Raw genomic sequence first — 15870 nt, 5'->3', positions numbered from 1 at the left:
CCTGCCCGGGGGGGGGTGCTACCCGTTCGGGCGGGCGGGGGGTCCCGGGTGGCTCCCCCCCCGGCGGCCCCCCCCCCGGGGGGGGCCCCCCCCCCCCCCCCGCTTCCAGGCCGGTCGGCCGTCCCCCGCCGGCCGGACGTGCTTCGGGTCATCCACCGGATCCGTGGGGCTCCGGTCGCCTGCCGCACGAGCCTTTGCGCGCACGCGAGTTCGGCCGGCCCCAGGCCGGGCATCGCGCGCAGGCCCGGCCTCGGCTCGGCATCGGCTCGGCCTTCGGGGCGGGATCCTAGGTGACCGGTTCGACGCGGACCGCGCAGACCTTGAACTCCGGCATCCGGGAGACCGGGTCGAGCGCCGGGTTGGTCAGGGAGTTGGCGCGGCCCTCGCCCGGCCAGTGGAACGGCATGAAGACGGTGTCCGCGCGGATGGCGTCGGTGATGCGGGCCGGGGCCACGGCGCGGCCGCGGCGGGAGATCACCGCCAGGGGGCTGCCGTCGACGGCGCCGATGCGGGCGGCGAGGCGGGGGTGGAGCTCCACGAAGGGGCCGGGCGCGGCCTCGTTGAGCTCCTCGACGCGGCGGGTCTGGGCGCCGGACTGGTACTGGGCGACCACGCGCCCGGTGGTGAGCAGCAGCGGGTACTCGGCGTCGGGTACCTCGGCGGCGCCCCGGTGGACGACGGGGACGAAGCGGGCCCGGCCGTCCTCGGTGGCGAAGCGGTCGAGGAAGAGGCGGGGCGTGCCCTGACTTTCCTCCGGGCAGGGCCAGAAGACGCCCTGTTCGGCTTCGATGCGGGCGTAGGTGATGCCCGAGTAGTCCGCCGGGCCGCCGGCCGAGGCACGGCGCAGTTCCTCGAAGACCTCCTCGGGGGCGGTGGGGAAGCCCTTCTCGACGCCCAGGCGGCCGGCGAGGCCGTGCAGTACCTCGAGGTCGGTGCGGACTCCGGGCGGCGGGGTCAGGGCCCGGCGGCGGAGCAGGACGCGGCCCTCCAGGTTGGTGGTGGTGCCGGTCTCCTCCGCCCATTGGGTGACCGGGAGGACCACGTCCGCGAGGGCGGCGGTCTCGGAGAGGACCACGTCGGCCACGGCGAGGAAGTCCAGGGAGCGGATGCGGTCCTCGATGTGGGAGGCGTGCGGGGCCGAGACCACCGGGTTGGAGCCCATCAGGAGCAGGGCCCGTACGTCCGTGCCGAGGGCGTCGAGCAGTTCGTAGGCGCTGCGGCCGGGGCCGGGGAGGTCGGCGGGGGCGACGCCCCAGACCCCGGCCACGTGCGCCCGGGCCACCGGGTCGGTCAGCTTCCGGTAGCCGGGGAGCTGGTCGGCCTTCTGGCCGTGCTCGCGGCCGCCCTGGCCGTTGCCCTGGCCGGTGAGGCAGCCGTAGCCCGAGAGCGGGCGGCCGGCCCGGCCGGTGGCGAGGCACAGGTTGATCCAGGCGCCGACGGTGTCGGTGCCCTTGGACTGCTGCTCGGGGCCGCGGGCGGTGAGGACCATCGCGGAGGAGGGGGCGCAGAACATCGCGACAGCCTCGCGCAACTTGGGCACGGGAACGCCGGTGACACGTTCCACCAGCTCGGGCCAGTGGGCCATCGCGGCGGCCCGGGCCTCCTCCCAGCCGGTGGTGCGGCTCGCGATGAACTCCTCGTCCGTGCGCCCTTCCGCCACCACGAGGTGCAGCATGCCGAGGGCGAGCGCGAGGTCGGTGCCGGGGCGCGGGGCCAGGTGCAGGTCGGCCTGTTCGGCGGTGCGCGTGCGGCGGGGGTCGATGACGATCAGGGTGCCGCCGTTGGCCTTGAGTTCGGTGAGGTAGCGCAGGGCGGGCGGCATGGTTTCGGCCAGGTTGGAGCCGACGAGGATCACGCAGCCGGTGCGGGGGATGTCCTCCAGCGGGAAGGGCAGGCCCCGGTCGAGCCCGAACGCCCGCTGGTGCGCGGCGGCGGCCGAGGACATGCAGAAGCGGCCGTTGTAGTCGATCTGCGAGGTGCGCAGGGCCACGCGGGCGAACTTGCCGAGCGCGTACGCCTTCTCGTTGGTGAGCCCGCCGCCGCCGAAGACGCCGACCGCGTCCGGGCCGTGCGCACGGCCCGTGCGGGCGAGGCCCTCGGCGACGGCGTCGAGAGCCTCCTCCCAGGTGGCCGGTTCGAGCCGCCCGGCGTGGGTGCGGACGAGCGGCCCGGTCAGGCGCACCCGGGAGGAGAGCACGGCGGGGGCGGTGCGGCCCTTGCCGCACAGCGCGCCCCGGTTGACGGGGAAGTCCGGCCGCTCCTCCACCGTCACACCGGTGCCGTCCACGACGCCCGGTGCGGAGCGCAGGTTCATGCCGCACTGCAGCGCGCAGTACGGGCAGTGCGTGGCGGTGACGGAGTCCGAGGTGTGCATGGACGCAAGCGTGCGTCGTCGGTGTTACACCGGCAGCCGCCCCGCGTTACGGGCCGGGGTGCTCTGCCTCAGCGCCGCCCGGTGCCTGCGGTGAGGCCCGGGCTGCGGTGGCCGGCTCGGCCGTCGGGCCGGGGAAGGCGTCACGCCGAGGGGTGCGTGTTTCCGTCCACCGGCCGGGCCGGGATCACTGGCCGGTCAGGTACTTCACCGTGAGGCCGGCGGTCCAGCCGCCGTCGACCGCGAGCTCGGCGCCCGTCATGTACCCGGCGGCGTCCGAGAGCAGGAACGCGACCGCGGCGGCGATCTCCTCGGGGACTCCGACGCGGCCCCACGGGGTACCGGGGAAGTTGCCCTCGCCCGCCTGGATGCCGACGGGGGCGGTCATCGGGGTCAGCGTCATGCCGGGGTGTACGGAGTTGACGCGGATCTTCGCCTCGGCGAGCTCGACCGCGCCGATCTTCGACAGGCCGCGCACGCCCCACTTGGAGGCTCCGTATCCGGCGGTGAGGGCCAGTCCCGTCAGGCCGGCGGCGGAGGAGATGTTGACGATGGAGCCGCCGCCGTTCGCCCGCAGCAGCGGGATCGCGGTCTTGATGCCGATGAACACACCCACCAGGTTGATCTCCACGACCTGGCGGAAGTGCTCGACGCTCTCGTGCTCCAGGAACTGGCCGGTGGCTATGCCGGCATTGTTCACGAGGCCGTCCACGCGTCCGAACTCGGCGACCGCGTACTCCAGTGCCGCCTGCCAGTCGGTCTCGCTCGTCACGTCGTGCCTGAGGAAGCGCGCCGAGCCGCCGAGCTTCGCGGCCGTTTGAGCGCCCTCCGCCTCCAGCACGTCGGTGATCAGGACCTTGCCACCACCGTCCACGACGGCCTGCGCGGTCGCCGCGCCCAGGCCGCGGGCGCCACCGGTGATGACGACGACCTTGCCGCCCAGATCCACAACAGTCACGCTCCACACCTCTGACGCTCGGACCGACAGATCGGTATATGACTAATCGACATAAGCCGACGCCGCGTCAGTTTGCCAGAGCGCCCAGGGCCCGCGACACCCCTTGTTCCTTCGGCCCCATGAAGTGCGGCGCGGGCTTGAAGGCCGCGTCCAGCGCCGCCTTGCCGGCCGCGAACACCTCGCGGGTCCCGCCGTAGTACCAAGTGGAGTCGTGCTCGTCGTCCACGCCGACGCCGTACGACTCCAGGCCCGCCGCCTGGCACAGGGCGACGGCCCTGCGTATGTGGAAGCCCTGGCTGATCAGCACGGCACGCTTGACCCCGAATATCTCCTTGGCCCTCACGCACGAGTCCCACGTGTCGAAGCCGGCGAAGTCGCTGACGATCTGCCCGTCCGGAACCCCGTGCTTGGTCAGATACGTGCGCATCGCGTCGGGCTCGTCGTACTCCCGGCGGCTGTTGTCCCCGGTGACCAGCACGACCTTGACCTTGCCCGCGCGGTACAGCTCGGCGGCCGCATCGAGCCGTCTGGCCAGATAGGGCGTGGGCTGCCCGTTCCACAGGCCCGCCCCGAACACCACGGCCACCTCGGCGGCCGGCGCGTCGGCCGTGGTCCGCAGCCGGTCCGCGGCCGCCGCGTGCGTCCACGCCGAGGGCAGCAGCGCCAGCACGCAGCCCGCCATGACCACCCGCACGGCCCGCCGCCGGCCCCGCACCCCGAACCGGAGCCTTGGCCGCCACCCCGCCACTGCCGCCCCTGCCGCCACTGCCGCCACTGCCGCCGACCGCACGCGCTCCGTGACCTTCATAATCGCCCCCCACGCACCACACGTTCCACACATCGTTCGCACGGATTGACGAGCGAGCCCCGTCCTCCAGTTCCGCCCTCCTCGCCATTCACCCGCACGAATGACCGAGCGGGTGGGTGAGCAACAGGAAAACACCCGTCATCCCGGCGCAACGCGGCGGCAACCTCCGGCGCGCAGGATCGGTTCATGACGGAGCCGGTGCACCCTCCCGACACCCTGCCCCTCCCCTTCGACAGCACTGCCGAGCTGCTCAGCCTGATCACCATCCAGCTGGGCACACAACTCAGCACCTTGCGCCGACCCGGAGTCCGCCCATGCAGCCCACCCTCGTCGCCGTCGCGCACGGCAGCCGCGACCCCCGCGCCGCGCACACCGCCCGCGCGCTCCTCGACCGTGTCCGCGAACTTCGGCCCAGCCTCGACGTCCGGCTCGGCCACATCGAGCTGAGCGATCCGCTCCTCGACGACGTCCTGCGGGAGCTGCGCGGCGAGGCGGTCCTCGTCCCGCTGCTCCTCGGCCGCGGGTACCACGTCAAGCGCGACCTTCCGGCGGCCGCCGCCCGCGCCCCGCACCTGCGGGTCGCCTTCGCCCCTCCGCTGGGCCCGCATCCGCTGCTCGTCGAGGCCCTCTACGAACGGCTCCTGGAGGCCGGCTGGACCCCCGGCGACGCCGTGGTCCTCGCCGCCGCCGGTTCCCGCGACCCCGACTCGGCGGCCGACACCCGCCGCACCGCCGACCTGCTCGCTGAACGTCTCGGCGGAGTCCCGGTGGTCCCTGCCTACGCCTCGGCCGCCGGGCCGAGCGCACCCGACGCGGTCCGGGCACTGGTCGCCCGCGGCCACCACCGGACGGCCGTGGCCTCGTACTTCGCCGCTCCCGGCCGGTTCGCCGCCCAGACCGCCGCGGCCGCGCCCGCCCTCGCCGCGGCTCCGCTGGGCGACCACCCGGCCCTCGCCCGGCTGTTGCTGCACCGCTACGACCAGGCCCTGGCGCTGCCCCGCGGCGTCTTGCGGCCGGAACTCGTCTCCGCCTGATCCCGGTTTGTCAGAGGTTCCGGTTACCGTCAATTCATGGAAGGCACCGCGCACGCCCCCGCAGACGACCGTTACGCCCTCTACGACGCAGCCGACACCGAGCGCTGGGCCGCCGAGCCCGACAAACGGCCCGGCCGGACCGCCTTCCAGCGCGACCGCGCCCGCGTACTGCACTCGGCCGCCCTGCGCCGCCTCGCCGGCAAGACGCAGGTGGTCACCCCGGGCACCCGCTCGTACGACTGGGACGCGAGCCCCCGTACGCGGCTCACGCACTCGCTGGAGTGCGCCCAGGTCGGCCGGGAGCTCGGCGCCGCGCTCGGCTGCGACCCCGACCTCGTCGAGGCCGCCTGCCTCTCCCACGACATGGGCCACCCGCCCTTCGGTCACAACGGCGAGGAGGCGCTCAACGAGTTCGCCAAGGACTGCGGCGGATTCGAGGGCAACGCCCAGTCGCTGCGCCTGCTGACCCGCCTGGAGCCCAAGCGCTTCGTTCCCGACCCGGCCAGCGGCGAACTCGTCAGCGTCGGCCTCAACCTCACCCGGGCCTGCCTGGACGCCGCGACCAAGTACCCGTGGGCGCGCGGGGGCCACCCCACCGACCCCGGCTCGGTGAAGTTCGGCGCCTACGAGGACGACCTGCCCGTCTTCGAATGGCTGCGCCGCGGCGCGCCCACCGACCGCAAATGCTTCGAAGCCCAGGTCATGGACTGGGCGGACGACGTCGCGTACTCCGTCCACGACTTCGAGGACGGGCTGCACGCGGGCCACCTCGACCCCAACCTCCTGTTCTCCGAGCCCGAGCGCACCGCGATCTGGCGGGTCGCCATCGGCCGTTACGTGCCCGCCGACACCGAGCCGGAGGAACTGCGGGACGCGCTCGACCGTTTGATGGAGCAGGAGTGGTGGCCGCACGGGTACGACGGCTCGGCCGTCACCCAGGCCCGCCTGAAGGACGCGACCAGCCAGCTCATCGGCCGGTTCTGCCTGGCCGCCGAGGGCGCCACCCGCGAGGCGTACGGTTCCGGCCGTCTCACCCGGTACGGCGCCGAACTGGTGGTCCCCCGTGAAGCACGCAACGAGTGCGCGGTCCTCAAGGCTGTCGCCGATCTGTACGTCATGCAGCGCGACGAGCAGGAACGGATCCGGGCCGATCAGCGCATCGTCCTGGCCGAACTCGCGGAGGCGCTCAGCGCCCGCGCGCCCGAGGGCCTGGACCCGCAGTTCCGGGCCATCTTCGACGCGGCGGCGGACGACAGGGCCAGAAAGCGGGCGGTCGTCGACCAGATCGCGTGCCTCACGGACGCGGCCGCACGCTCCCTGCACGCACGCCTCACCCGGCGTGCCCGACGCGCCGAAGGGTGAGCTGATCGGGCCACTCCCCCTTCACGCGGCAGGCTCGGTGCGGGACGCTCGCATGTGGTCGCATGTGGCGGAGAGGTTATGAGGAGGCATCAGGTGGTCGACGCACACCGGACATTCGTCATCGTCGGCGCGGGGCTGGCCGGGGCAAAAGCGGCCGAAACGCTGCGTTCCGAGGGGTTCACGGGGCGGGTGATCCTGATCGGCGACGAGCGCGACCATCCCTACGAGCGGCCCCCGCTGTCGAAGGGGTACCTGATGGGCAAGGACGACCGCGACAGCGTCTTCGTCCACGAGCCGTCCTGGTACGCGGCTTCCGATGTCGAGCTGCACCTCGGCCAGCCCGCGGTCCACCTGGACCGGGACGCCAAGAAGGTGGTCCTGGTCGACGGCACGGCGCTGCACTACGACAAGCTGCTGCTGGCCACCGGCGCCGAACCGCGCCGCCTGGACATCCCGGGCACGGGCCTGGCCGGGGTGCACCACCTGCGCCGGCTCGCGCACGCCGAGCGGCTGCGGGGCGTCCTGGCGGCCCTGGGCCGGGACAACGGCCACCTGCTGATCGCGGGCGCCGGGTGGATCGGCCTGGAGGTCGCCGCCGCGGCCCGCGGGTACGGCGCGGAGGTCACCGTTGTCGAGCCGGAGGCCACGCCGCTGCACGCGGTGCTCGGCCCGGAGATCGGCCGGCTCTTCGGGGACCTGCACGCCGAGCACGGGGTGCGGTTCCACTTCGGGGCCAGGCTGACCGAGATCGTGGGTCACGACGGCATGGTGCTGGCCGCCCGTACGGACGACGGGGAGGAGCACCCGGCGCACGCGGTGCTCGCCGCGATCGGCGCCGCGCCGCGGACGGCGCTCGCCGAGACCTCCGGGCTGACCCTGGTGGACCGGGAGCACGGCGGCGGGATCGCCGTGGACGCGTCGCTGCGCACGTCCGATCCGGACGTCTTCGCGGTCGGGGACGTGGCGGCCGCCCACCACCCGGTGCTCGGGACCCGGCTGCGGGTCGAGCACTGGGCCAACGCGCTCAACGGCGGGCCGGCCGCCGCGCGGGCGATGCTGGGGCAGGAGGTCAGTTACGACCGGGTGCCGTACTTCTTCTCCGACCAGTACGACGTGGGCCTGGAGTACTCGGGGTACGCGCCTCCGGGCGGCTACGACCAGGTGCTGGTCCGCGGGGACGTGGGCAAGCGGGAGTTCATCGCGTTCTGGCTCTCGGAGGGCCGGGTGCTGGCCGGTATGAACGTCAACGTGTGGGATGTCACCGAGCAGATCCAGGCCCTGATCAGGTCGAAGGAGCCCGTGGACCGCGAGGCACTGGCCGACCCTTCGGTTCCGCTCGCGTCGCTGATCAAGGCGGAGGGGGCCTGACGGGTTTGTCGGCGTCCGGCCGTAGACTTCACGCGTGGCAGGACGGATCAACGACGACGACGTGAAGGCGGTACGGGACGCGGTCCCGATCGACGCCGTGGTCTCCGACTACCTCCAGCTGCGCAACGCGGGTGGCGGCAACCTCAAGGGCCTGTGCCCCTTCCACGACGAGAAGTCCCCGTCCTTCCAGGTCAGCCCCAGCAAGGGTCTCTACCACTGCTTCGGCTGCCAGGCGGGCGGGGACACCCTCGACTTCATCATGAAGATCGACCACCTCTCCTTCTCGGAGGCGGTCGAGCGCCTGGCCGGCCAGGCCGGCATCACCCTGCGGTACGAGGAGGGCGGCTACACCGCCGGCACCAGCGGTCGCGGTGAGCGCATCCGCCTGGTCGAGGCGCACAAGGCCGCCGCACAGTTCTACGTCGACCAGCTGGACAGCCCCGAGGCGGAGATCGGCCGCAAGTTCCTGGCCGAGCGCGGCTTCGACCAGGCGGCCGCCACGCACTTCAGCGTGGGCTACAGCCCGGCCGGCTGGGACCACCTGACCCGCTTCCTGCGCGGCAAGGGCTTCAGCGACAAGGAGCTGATCACCTCCGGGCTCGCCCAGGACAGCCGGAGCGGCAAGCCCATCGACCGCTTCCGCGGCCGGCTGATGTGGCCCATCCGCGACATCAGCGGCGAGGTGGTGGGCTTCGGCGCGCGCAAGTTGCGCGACGACGACAACGGCCCCAAGTACCTGAACACTCCCGAGACCGCGATCTACAAGAAGTCCCAGGTGCTCTACGGCATCGACCTGGCGAAGAAGGAGATCGCGAAGACCTCGCGCGCCGTGGTGGTCGAGGGCTACACCGACGTGATGGCCTGCCATCTGGCCGGGGTCACCACCGCGATCGCGACCTGCGGCACGGCCTTCGGCGGGGATCACATCAAGATCCTCCGCCGGCTGCTGATGGACAACGCCACCGCCGAGGTGATCTTCACCTTCGACGGCGACGCGGCCGGGCAGAAGGCGGCGCTGCGGGCCTTCGAGGACGACCAGAAGTTCGCCGCCGAGACCTCGATCGCGATCACCCCGGGCGGCATGGACCCCTGCGACCTGCGTCTGGCGCAGGGGGACGCCGCCGTGTCCGGGCTGGTGGAGTCCCGCACTCCGCTCTTCGAGTTCGCGCTGCGGCACATCGTCGCCCGGCACAACCTGGAGAACCCGGCGGGCCGGGCTGCCGCGCTGGACGAGGCCGCACCGGTCGTCGCCAACATCAAGAACATCGCGATCCAGCACGAGTCCGCGGTCCAGCTCGCGGGCATGCTCGGCATCCGCGACGAGCAGTTCGTGGTCAAGCGCGTCGCACAGCTGGCGCGCTGGGCCCGCGAGCGCGGCGGACAGGGCGAGTCCCGCCCGCAGCGGGGCGGCGCCCGCCCGTCCTACGAGGCCTCCCCCGCGCCCGCCGCCCAGCAGACCGGCGGCGGCCCCGCCCTGAACCTGCGCAGCCCGGCCCACCGCACCGAGCGCGAGCTGCTGAAGCTGGCCCTCCAGCGCCCGGCCCTGGTCTCCCCCGCCTTCGACGCGTACGGGATGGACGAGTTCACCGCCCCGCCCTACGCGGCCGTGCGCCAGGCCATCCAGGACGCGGGCGGCGCCTCGCTCGGCACCGAGGACTACCTCGCCCGCGTGCGTGACGCCGCCCCGAACGACACCGTCCGCGCGCTCGTCACGGAGCTGGCGGTAGAGGCCATCCACGCCAAGACGGTGGACGAGGTCTACGCGGGGGTCCAGCTGGTCCAGGTGCGGCTGCGCGCCGTCGACCGCCGGGTCCACGAGATCCAGGGCACGCTGTCCCGGCTGGGCCCGCAGGCCCCGCCGGAGCAACTGGCCGCGGTCCAGGAGGAGCTGTGGGTGCTCCAGCAGTACGGCCAGCGGCTGCGCAACCGGGGCGCCGAGGGCCTGTAGGCCGGCCGCGGGACTCCAGGGCGGCCGAGGGTCTCTAGGACGGCAGGTCCTGGATCCGCTTCAGCCAGTCGCCGCCCGGTATCCCGGAGCCGGACTCCCGCAGGTCGCGGGCGACCAGCGGGGACGCCAGGTAGACCCAGGCGAGCACCCGGGTTCCGTCGGGGCGCAGCGCCTCGCGGGCGATCCGGTCGTAGACGTTCCCCGGGCGGCCCGGGCCTGCGTACTCCTCCAGCCGGTCGAGCGCGGCGAGCAGTTCCCCGTACGCGCCCGGCTCCGCGGTGACCAGCTCCCCGACGACGGCCGAACCCGGGTCCTCGACCGCGAAGGGGTAGCCGGGACCGTCGTAGAGAGCCACGTCCAGAAGGATGGCGGGCTCCTCCGAGAGGGTGCGGCCGCGCAGGAACAGGTCGTGGTTGACCTCGCCCGGACGCAGGGTCCCGTAGACGAAGAACGGGAGCGGAGCGGTCGGATCTTGTGGCCGAACGACCGATGTCACGGGGCCCTCCCTGGGGTACGGCGGAATGCTCCGCAGGCGGGGCGAAGGTCCCGACGTGGCTGCGTACCCCCACCGTACGCACCGCTGTTGCGCACCCTCCCGGTGCCCGTGGCCCGCGCCGCCGGGGCCCGCCCGGACCCGTGCCCCGGGCGCCGCGGTGCGGCGAGGGGCAGCCGGACCTGGTCGCCGCCGCGGTCTGACCCGCGCGCGCGTCACCCGGACGGCGCGGGTGGCCCGAATGACGGTAATAGCTGTTTGACCTGTGGAAACAATGTCGCGGCGGAGCGTCCACAGGCGGACCTGACGGGACATCAGCAGGCGCACGGCGGGCGGGCCGGGTTACCTCGGAACCACGACCCCGTGTCTCCAGGGAGAGTGTCCCCATGCGCCGACGTACCGCCCACGCGCTGACCGCCGCTGCGCTGACCTGCGCCGCTTTCACCGGCCCGGTCGCCGGTGCGGTCGCCGCCGCGGAGCTCGGCATGGTGAGCTTCGCGCCCGGGGACTTCGCCGCGCTGGAGGTATGGCCCAAGTCCGCCGCTCCCGGCATCACGGTCACCGTGAACACCAGCGCCTGCGGGCCGGGCAGCCACGCCGAGGGTGATGCCACCACGGTGGGCGGCGGCCGGTTCAAGCTGACCCCGGGCACCCACAAGGAGGTGGTCGTGGGGCAGTTCCAGGTCGCCCACGGCACCCGTCCCGGCACCTACGGCATCGGGGTGACCTGCGCTAACGGCAAGTTCGCCACCGGCGACCTGGTCGTCACCGAACGCGGCCCGCAGGGCCGCGTCCAGACCGGGGTGGGCGGTGGCACGACCACCGCCACGGACCCCGCCAAGATCGCGGCGGGAGCGGCAGTGCTGGCCGCGACCGCCGTCGGCGGTACCTGGCTCCTGCGTCGCCGGGCGAGCGGCACGCGGAGCTGACGGACGCCCACCGCGGCTTCGGCCGCGGTCCGACCGGTACCGTCCCCCGTCGCCCGCCCCGCGAGGTCCCCCCCCGTTCGCGGGGCCGGGCGACGGCCAGTCACCCCGAAACGGAAGCCGAGGGATGGGGATACGGATGGGTGGCGATTTCGCAGACCGCCCTGGACCGGATGCGGTCTCACCCGGCCGGTCCGGCCGCACCCTCACCGCACGCCACGGGGGCCTCGTGGCCATCGCCGCCTGTGTCGGCATCTGGCTCGTGACCAGCGGTTCCCGTGAGCCCGTCGGCCCGCCGCTGCCCTCCCCCGCGGAGGCCCTGACCGCCTCCACCGCCTGGGGCCCCGGTATCGCGCCGCTGACCGGATCCCCGCCCACCCGGATCCGGATCCCCTCCATCCGGGTCGACGCCCCGCTGACCGGGCTCGGCCTGCAGCCGGGCGGCAGCCTCGAAGTGCCCCCGCCCGACCGGCGCGACCTGGCCGGCTGGTACCGCGACGGCACCACACCGGGCGCCGTCGGCACCGCCGTCATCGCCGGGCACGTGGACGACGCCGCCGGGCCGGGGGTCTTCTTCCACCTGGGGGCGCTGCGCCGCGGGGCCGCCGTCGAGATTCCGCGCGCGGACGGCCGTACCGCCGTGTTCACGGTCCACGCGGTCGAGGTCTACGACGCCAAGGGCTTCCCCGACACCCGCGTGTACGGCCCTTCGGCGCGCGCCGAGCTGCGGGTGATCACCTGCGGCGGCGGCTTCTCGCCGCACACCGGCTATCGCGGCAACGTGGTCGTCTTCGCCCACCTCACCGGGACGTACTAGCGGACGCATCAGCCCCACTGCTCGAAGCCGAGCTTGATCACCAGCGCGCCCACCACCGTCAGCAGCACGCCGCGGACGAAGCCACTGCCCTTCTTGAGCGCCATGCCCGCGCCGATCATGGCGCCGGCCAGGTTGAACACCGCCATCAGCGCGGCCAGCTGCCACAGCACCATGCCCTGGTACGCGAACATCGCGAGCGCCCCGGCGTTCGTGCACACGTTGACGATCTTGGCGGTCGCGGAGGCGGTGACCAGGTCGAGGTGGAGCAGCGCGGTGAGCGCGAGCACGAGGAAGGTGCCCGTGCCCGGCCCGATGAGGCCGTCGTAGAAGCCGATGCCGAGCCCGGCGAGGCCGATCGCGAGCAGCACCCGCTGCCGGCTGACCGGCGAGGTGCTCGGGGCGGTGCCGAAGGCGGGCCGGAAGAGCACGAAACCCGCGACGACCACGAGCACCGCCATGATCAGCGGGCGGAGCGCGTCCTTGCTGATGCCTCCGGCGAGCGCGGCGCCGCCCATCGAGCCGACGAGCGCCGCGACGCCGATGCGGACGGCGAGCTTCACGTTCACCGGGGCCTTGCGGAGGTAGGTCACTGCCGCGCCCGTGGTGCCGACGATGGCTACGGCCTTGTTGGTGCCGAGGACGGTGGCCGGGTGGGCGCTGGGCAGGCCGAGGAGCAGGGCCGGCAGGAGCAGCAGGCCGCCACCGCCCACGACCGCGTCGATCCAGCCCGCGGCGGCTGCGGCCACGCACAGCACGATGATCATGGTTGTCGATATGTCAGGCACGGTCATGACCCTATGGAGCCGTTGGCTGCAGGGGCCATCAATCCCCGGAAACTTGCGCAAAGGTTGAGCTTTGCCTGGCCGGCGTCCGGTCCGGGGCCTGCGGAGCCCGCGGGTCCACGACCGCCGTCAGCACGCTCGCGGCCAGCACACTGGCGAGCCCCAGCCCGGCCGCCAGCCGCACGGGGGAGGGTTTGCGGTGGCGGGCCGCGGCCCGGTTCGTCACGGCGGGGGCGGGTGCGGGTGCCGGTGCGGGTGTGGGCACGGACAGGGCGATGTGCAGCGGGTGACGCACGGCGGGGCGGGTCCTCTCGGAAGGTCAGAAGCTGAAGCACTCGGAATGGACGCGTCCGGTCGGCACCCCGGCCCGCAGCAGCGCGGCCCGGGTCGCCTCGGCCATGCCCGGCGGCCCGCACAGGTACACGTCGTGCTCGGCCAGGTCCGGCACCAGTGCGGCCAGCGCCTGCGGGGCGAGCGGATCGTAGGCGCCGCCGGAGGGCCCGAGCAGGTAGTGCAGCCCGGCCTGCCGCTCGGCGGCGATCGCCTCCAGCTCGGAGCGCAGTACAAGGTGTTCCTCGGCCCCGGCCCGGTAGAGCAGGGTGATGTCCCCGGGGCCGCCGGGCAGCGTCTCGAACAGGGCCCGCATCGGCGTGATCCCGACCCCGCCCGCGATCAGCAGCACCTTGGTCCGCGTCCGACGGGCGGCAGTGAGCGCCCCGAAGGGCCCGGTGGCCAGGACCCGCGTGCCGGGGCGCAGCCGGCGGATCCGGCGGGAGTGGCCGCCGAGCCCCTTGACGGTGATGCGCAGGGTGTTCCCGCGGACCGGCGCGGACAGCGAGAACGGCAGGGCGGTGTGCCACAGCCTCCGCTGCAGGAACCGCCAGCGCAGGAACTGTCCCGGCTCCGCGCGCAGTTCCGCGAGGTGCTGCCCGTACACGACCACGGAGACCACCCCGGGCCCCTCGGCCCTGACCTCCGCGACCCGCAGTGCGTGCCGCAGGGCCTGCCTTACGGGGACCACGGCCCGGTACCAGAGGAGCAGGACGGCGACCGCGGTGTGGGCGAGGGCCCAGAACCAGCCGGCGAGGGCCAGATCGGGCCCGGCGAGCTGATGGCCGAAGGCGAGGGCGGCGGCCAGGTAGACGAGCAGGTGCACCCCCCGCCAGGTTTCGTGCGGCACGCGGCGGCGTACCGCGCGGGCGGAGGTCACACCGACCGCCGCCAGGAGGACGGCCCCGGCAGCGGCGGCGGCGAGCGCGGGGTAGCCGAGCAGCTCCCGGACGGCGAAGACCACGTCGACGCCCTCGTGCACGGCGTATCCGAGCAGGGCGAAGAGCCCGTGCCCGAAGCAGAGGAGCAGCACGTGACGGCCGCCGAACGCGTGCCAGCGGGCGAGCCGGTCGGCGCCGACCCCGTGCTCGACGGCGGGCACCCGGGCCATCAGGAACAGCAGCACGAGCACGCCGTACCCGGCGAGAAGGCCGGTCAGGTGGGCGGCGGTGGCGAACAGGGCGTCGGGCCGGGCCGAGGGCCGCACCTGCGCCGCCCAGAGCAGGACCACCACCCCCGCCCCGCCCAGCATCCCGCCCCTGACCCGCACCGCCGCATCTCGCATGCGGGCCACGCTAGGGGCCCGTACGGCGCCGGTGATGATCCTTAAGCCCGCCTTGAGGAAAGCCTCACGGGCGCTTAACCCGGGTGCTGAGGTGGGCGTTCCCGCCGGGTAACAACAGCGATCCGGCGGGGAAACAGCGGTCGCGCACGCTCGGGGCATGACATCGGAGCAGCGTGTGGTGGTGATCGGCGGCGGCCTCGCGGGCCTGCGGCTCGCTGCGCGGCTGGGCGGCAGCGCGGAGGTGACCGTACTCGGCGAGGAGTCGCATGTCCCGTACAACCGGGTACTGCTCGCCGAGGTGCTGGCCGGCCGGTACGCGCCGGAGGTGGCCGCCCTCCCGGCGCCCGGCCCGGCGCTGCGGCGGGGCGTCCGGGCGGTCCGCATCGACCGGGCCGACGGGCTGGTGCACTGCGACGACGGCGCGGCGCTGGCGTACGACACCCTGGTACTGGCGACCGGGTCCAACCCGGTACTCCCTCCGCTGCGCGGCCTGTTCGATCCCGGGGAGCGGGATCTGCCCGAAGGGGTCCACGCGTTCCGCACGATGGACGACTGCCTCGCCCTCTCGGCGGCGGTACGCCCCGGGGTGCGGGCGGTGGTGATCGGCGGGGGCCTGCTGGGCGTCTCGGCGGCCCGCGCGCTTGCCGCGCGGGGCGCGCAGGTGGTCATGGCCCAGCAGGCGGAGCGCCTGATGGAGCGGCAGCTGGACGCGGAGGCCTCGGCCTTGCTGCACGCCCACCTGACCGGTCTCGGCGTGGAGATCCACACGGAATGCCGGGTCCGCGGACTGACCACGACGCCCGCGGCGCCGCTGCCGGGGCTTCGCAGGGTCACCGGGGTCGAGCTCGCCGACGGCTACCGGCTCGACGCCGACCTCGTCGTGCTCGCCTGCGGCGTGCGGCCCCGCATCGGCCTCGCCCAGGCCGCCGGCCTCGACGTCCGCACCGGCATCGTGGTCGACGGCCGGCTCCGCACCAGCGACCCCCGCATCCACGCCATCGGCGACTGCGCCGAGCACGCCGGCCGGGTGTACGGCCTGGCCGGCCCGGCGCTGGAGCAGGCCGACGCCCTCGCCGCCACCCTCACCGGCTCCCCCACGGAGTACACCGGCACCCGCGCCCTGACCCGCCTCACCCTCGGCGGAGCCGACGCGCACTTCGACCTCGCCGCCTTCGGCGAACCGAACCCCCGCCCCGGCGACGACGTGGTCCGCCTCGCCGACGCCACCCGCCGGACCTACCGCACGGTCGTCGTCCGCGGCGACCGCCTCGTGGGCGGGGTGCTGCTCGGCGAGCTCTCCACCGTGGGCGCCCTCGCCCGCACCTGGGAGGGCGACGAATCACCGCACGACCTGTTCCACCTGCTCACCGACGACGGAGGCCACTGAC

At 73.9% G+C, this 15870-nt stretch carries 13 protein-coding genes; 7 read left to right on the top strand and 6 right to left on the bottom strand.

Annotated elements, in window-relative coordinates; all coding sequences use genetic code 11:
* Nucleotides 1–286 precede the first annotated feature (286 nt).
* The 3 genes from ACFYOB_RS18970 to ACFYOB_RS18960 all read right to left on the bottom strand — a co-directional run bounded on the left by ACFYOB_RS18970 (nucleotide 287) and on the right by ACFYOB_RS18960 (nucleotide 4011).
* The gene (locus ACFYOB_RS18970) at nucleotides 287–2374 is read right to left on the bottom strand and encodes a molybdopterin oxidoreductase family protein (RefSeq protein WP_388560976.1); all 2088 of its coding nucleotides are present in this window, start codon (nucleotides 2372–2374) and stop codon (nucleotides 287–289) included.
* Nucleotides 2375–2558: 184 nt separating this feature from the next.
* Nucleotides 2559–3329 carry a glucose 1-dehydrogenase gene (locus tag ACFYOB_RS18965; protein WP_388560975.1) on the bottom strand — a complete coding sequence of 257 codons (771 nt, stop codon included), beginning with the start codon at nucleotides 3327–3329 and terminating at the stop codon, nucleotides 2559–2561.
* A gap of 67 nt (nucleotides 3330–3396) precedes the next feature.
* Entirely contained in the window at nucleotides 3397–4011 is a 615-nt protein-coding gene (locus tag ACFYOB_RS18960; RefSeq protein ID WP_388561001.1) for a vancomycin high temperature exclusion protein, read from the bottom strand.
* A 440-nt stretch (nucleotides 4012–4451) separates the two neighbouring features.
* On the opposite strand from ACFYOB_RS18960, the gene ACFYOB_RS18955 reads away from it, so the two are divergent.
* The 4 genes from ACFYOB_RS18955 (at nucleotide 4452) to dnaG (ending at nucleotide 9849) form a co-directional block, all read left to right on the top strand.
* Nucleotides 4452–5171 (top strand): sirohydrochlorin chelatase, encoded by a 720-nt coding sequence (locus ACFYOB_RS18955; protein ID WP_388560974.1) that lies wholly within the window; start codon nucleotides 4452–4454, stop codon nucleotides 5169–5171.
* Between the two features lie 36 nt (nucleotides 5172–5207).
* Nucleotides 5208–6533, top strand: coding sequence for a deoxyguanosinetriphosphate triphosphohydrolase (locus tag ACFYOB_RS18950; RefSeq protein WP_388560973.1), 1326 nt, complete (start codon nucleotides 5208–5210; stop codon nucleotides 6531–6533).
* A gap of 93 nt (nucleotides 6534–6626) precedes the next feature.
* A complete protein-coding gene (locus ACFYOB_RS18945) occupies nucleotides 6627–7901 on the top strand; it encodes an NAD(P)/FAD-dependent oxidoreductase (protein ID WP_388560972.1) in 1275 nt (424 codons plus the stop codon).
* A 34-nt stretch (nucleotides 7902–7935) separates the two neighbouring features.
* Nucleotides 7936–9849 carry a DNA primase gene (dnaG, locus tag ACFYOB_RS18940; protein ID WP_388560971.1) on the top strand — a complete coding sequence of 638 codons (1914 nt, stop codon included), beginning with the start codon at nucleotides 7936–7938 and terminating at the stop codon, nucleotides 9847–9849.
* A 34-nt stretch (nucleotides 9850–9883) separates the two neighbouring features.
* Here the strand turns inward: dnaG and ACFYOB_RS18935 are convergent, their stop codons facing one another.
* Nucleotides 9884–10345, bottom strand: coding sequence for a gamma-glutamylcyclotransferase family protein (locus ACFYOB_RS18935; protein WP_388560970.1), 462 nt, complete (start codon nucleotides 10343–10345; stop codon nucleotides 9884–9886).
* Between the two features lie 383 nt (nucleotides 10346–10728).
* Between ACFYOB_RS18935 and ACFYOB_RS18930 the strand changes: the two genes are divergently transcribed.
* Both ACFYOB_RS18930 and ACFYOB_RS18925 read left to right on the top strand, forming a co-directional pair.
* Nucleotides 10729–11271 carry a hypothetical protein gene (locus tag ACFYOB_RS18930; protein WP_388560969.1) on the top strand — a complete coding sequence of 181 codons (543 nt, stop codon included), beginning with the start codon at nucleotides 10729–10731 and terminating at the stop codon, nucleotides 11269–11271.
* Between the two features lie 226 nt (nucleotides 11272–11497).
* Nucleotides 11498–12085 (top strand): class F sortase, encoded by a 588-nt coding sequence (locus ACFYOB_RS18925; protein ID WP_388560968.1) that lies wholly within the window; start codon nucleotides 11498–11500, stop codon nucleotides 12083–12085.
* 8 nt (nucleotides 12086–12093) lie between these two features.
* Here ACFYOB_RS18925 and ACFYOB_RS18920 read toward each other — a convergent pair whose 3' ends face one another.
* Together ACFYOB_RS18920 and ACFYOB_RS18915 are read right to left on the bottom strand one after the other, a co-directional pair.
* Nucleotides 12094–12870 carry a sulfite exporter TauE/SafE family protein gene (locus ACFYOB_RS18920; protein ID WP_388560967.1) on the bottom strand — a complete coding sequence of 259 codons (777 nt, stop codon included), beginning with the start codon at nucleotides 12868–12870 and terminating at the stop codon, nucleotides 12094–12096.
* 316 nt (nucleotides 12871–13186) lie between these two features.
* Nucleotides 13187–14482: a ferric reductase-like transmembrane domain-containing protein gene (locus tag ACFYOB_RS18915; protein WP_388560966.1), complete on the bottom strand. Its 1296-nt coding sequence runs from the start codon at nucleotides 14480–14482 to the stop codon at nucleotides 13187–13189.
* Between the two features lie 157 nt (nucleotides 14483–14639).
* On the opposite strand from ACFYOB_RS18915, the gene ACFYOB_RS18910 reads away from it, so the two are divergent.
* Nucleotides 14640–15869 (top strand): NAD(P)/FAD-dependent oxidoreductase, encoded by a 1230-nt coding sequence (locus tag ACFYOB_RS18910; protein ID WP_388560965.1) that lies wholly within the window; start codon nucleotides 14640–14642, stop codon nucleotides 15867–15869.
* The last annotated feature ends 1 nt before the right edge of the window (nucleotide 15870 follow it).

Origin of the sequence: Streptomyces sp. NPDC006463, from assembly GCF_042870715.1 — a bacterium.
Classification (GTDB): domain Bacteria; phylum Actinomycetota; class Actinomycetes; order Streptomycetales; family Streptomycetaceae; genus Streptomyces.
This window is presented reverse-complemented; position numbering and strand designations above follow the sequence as displayed.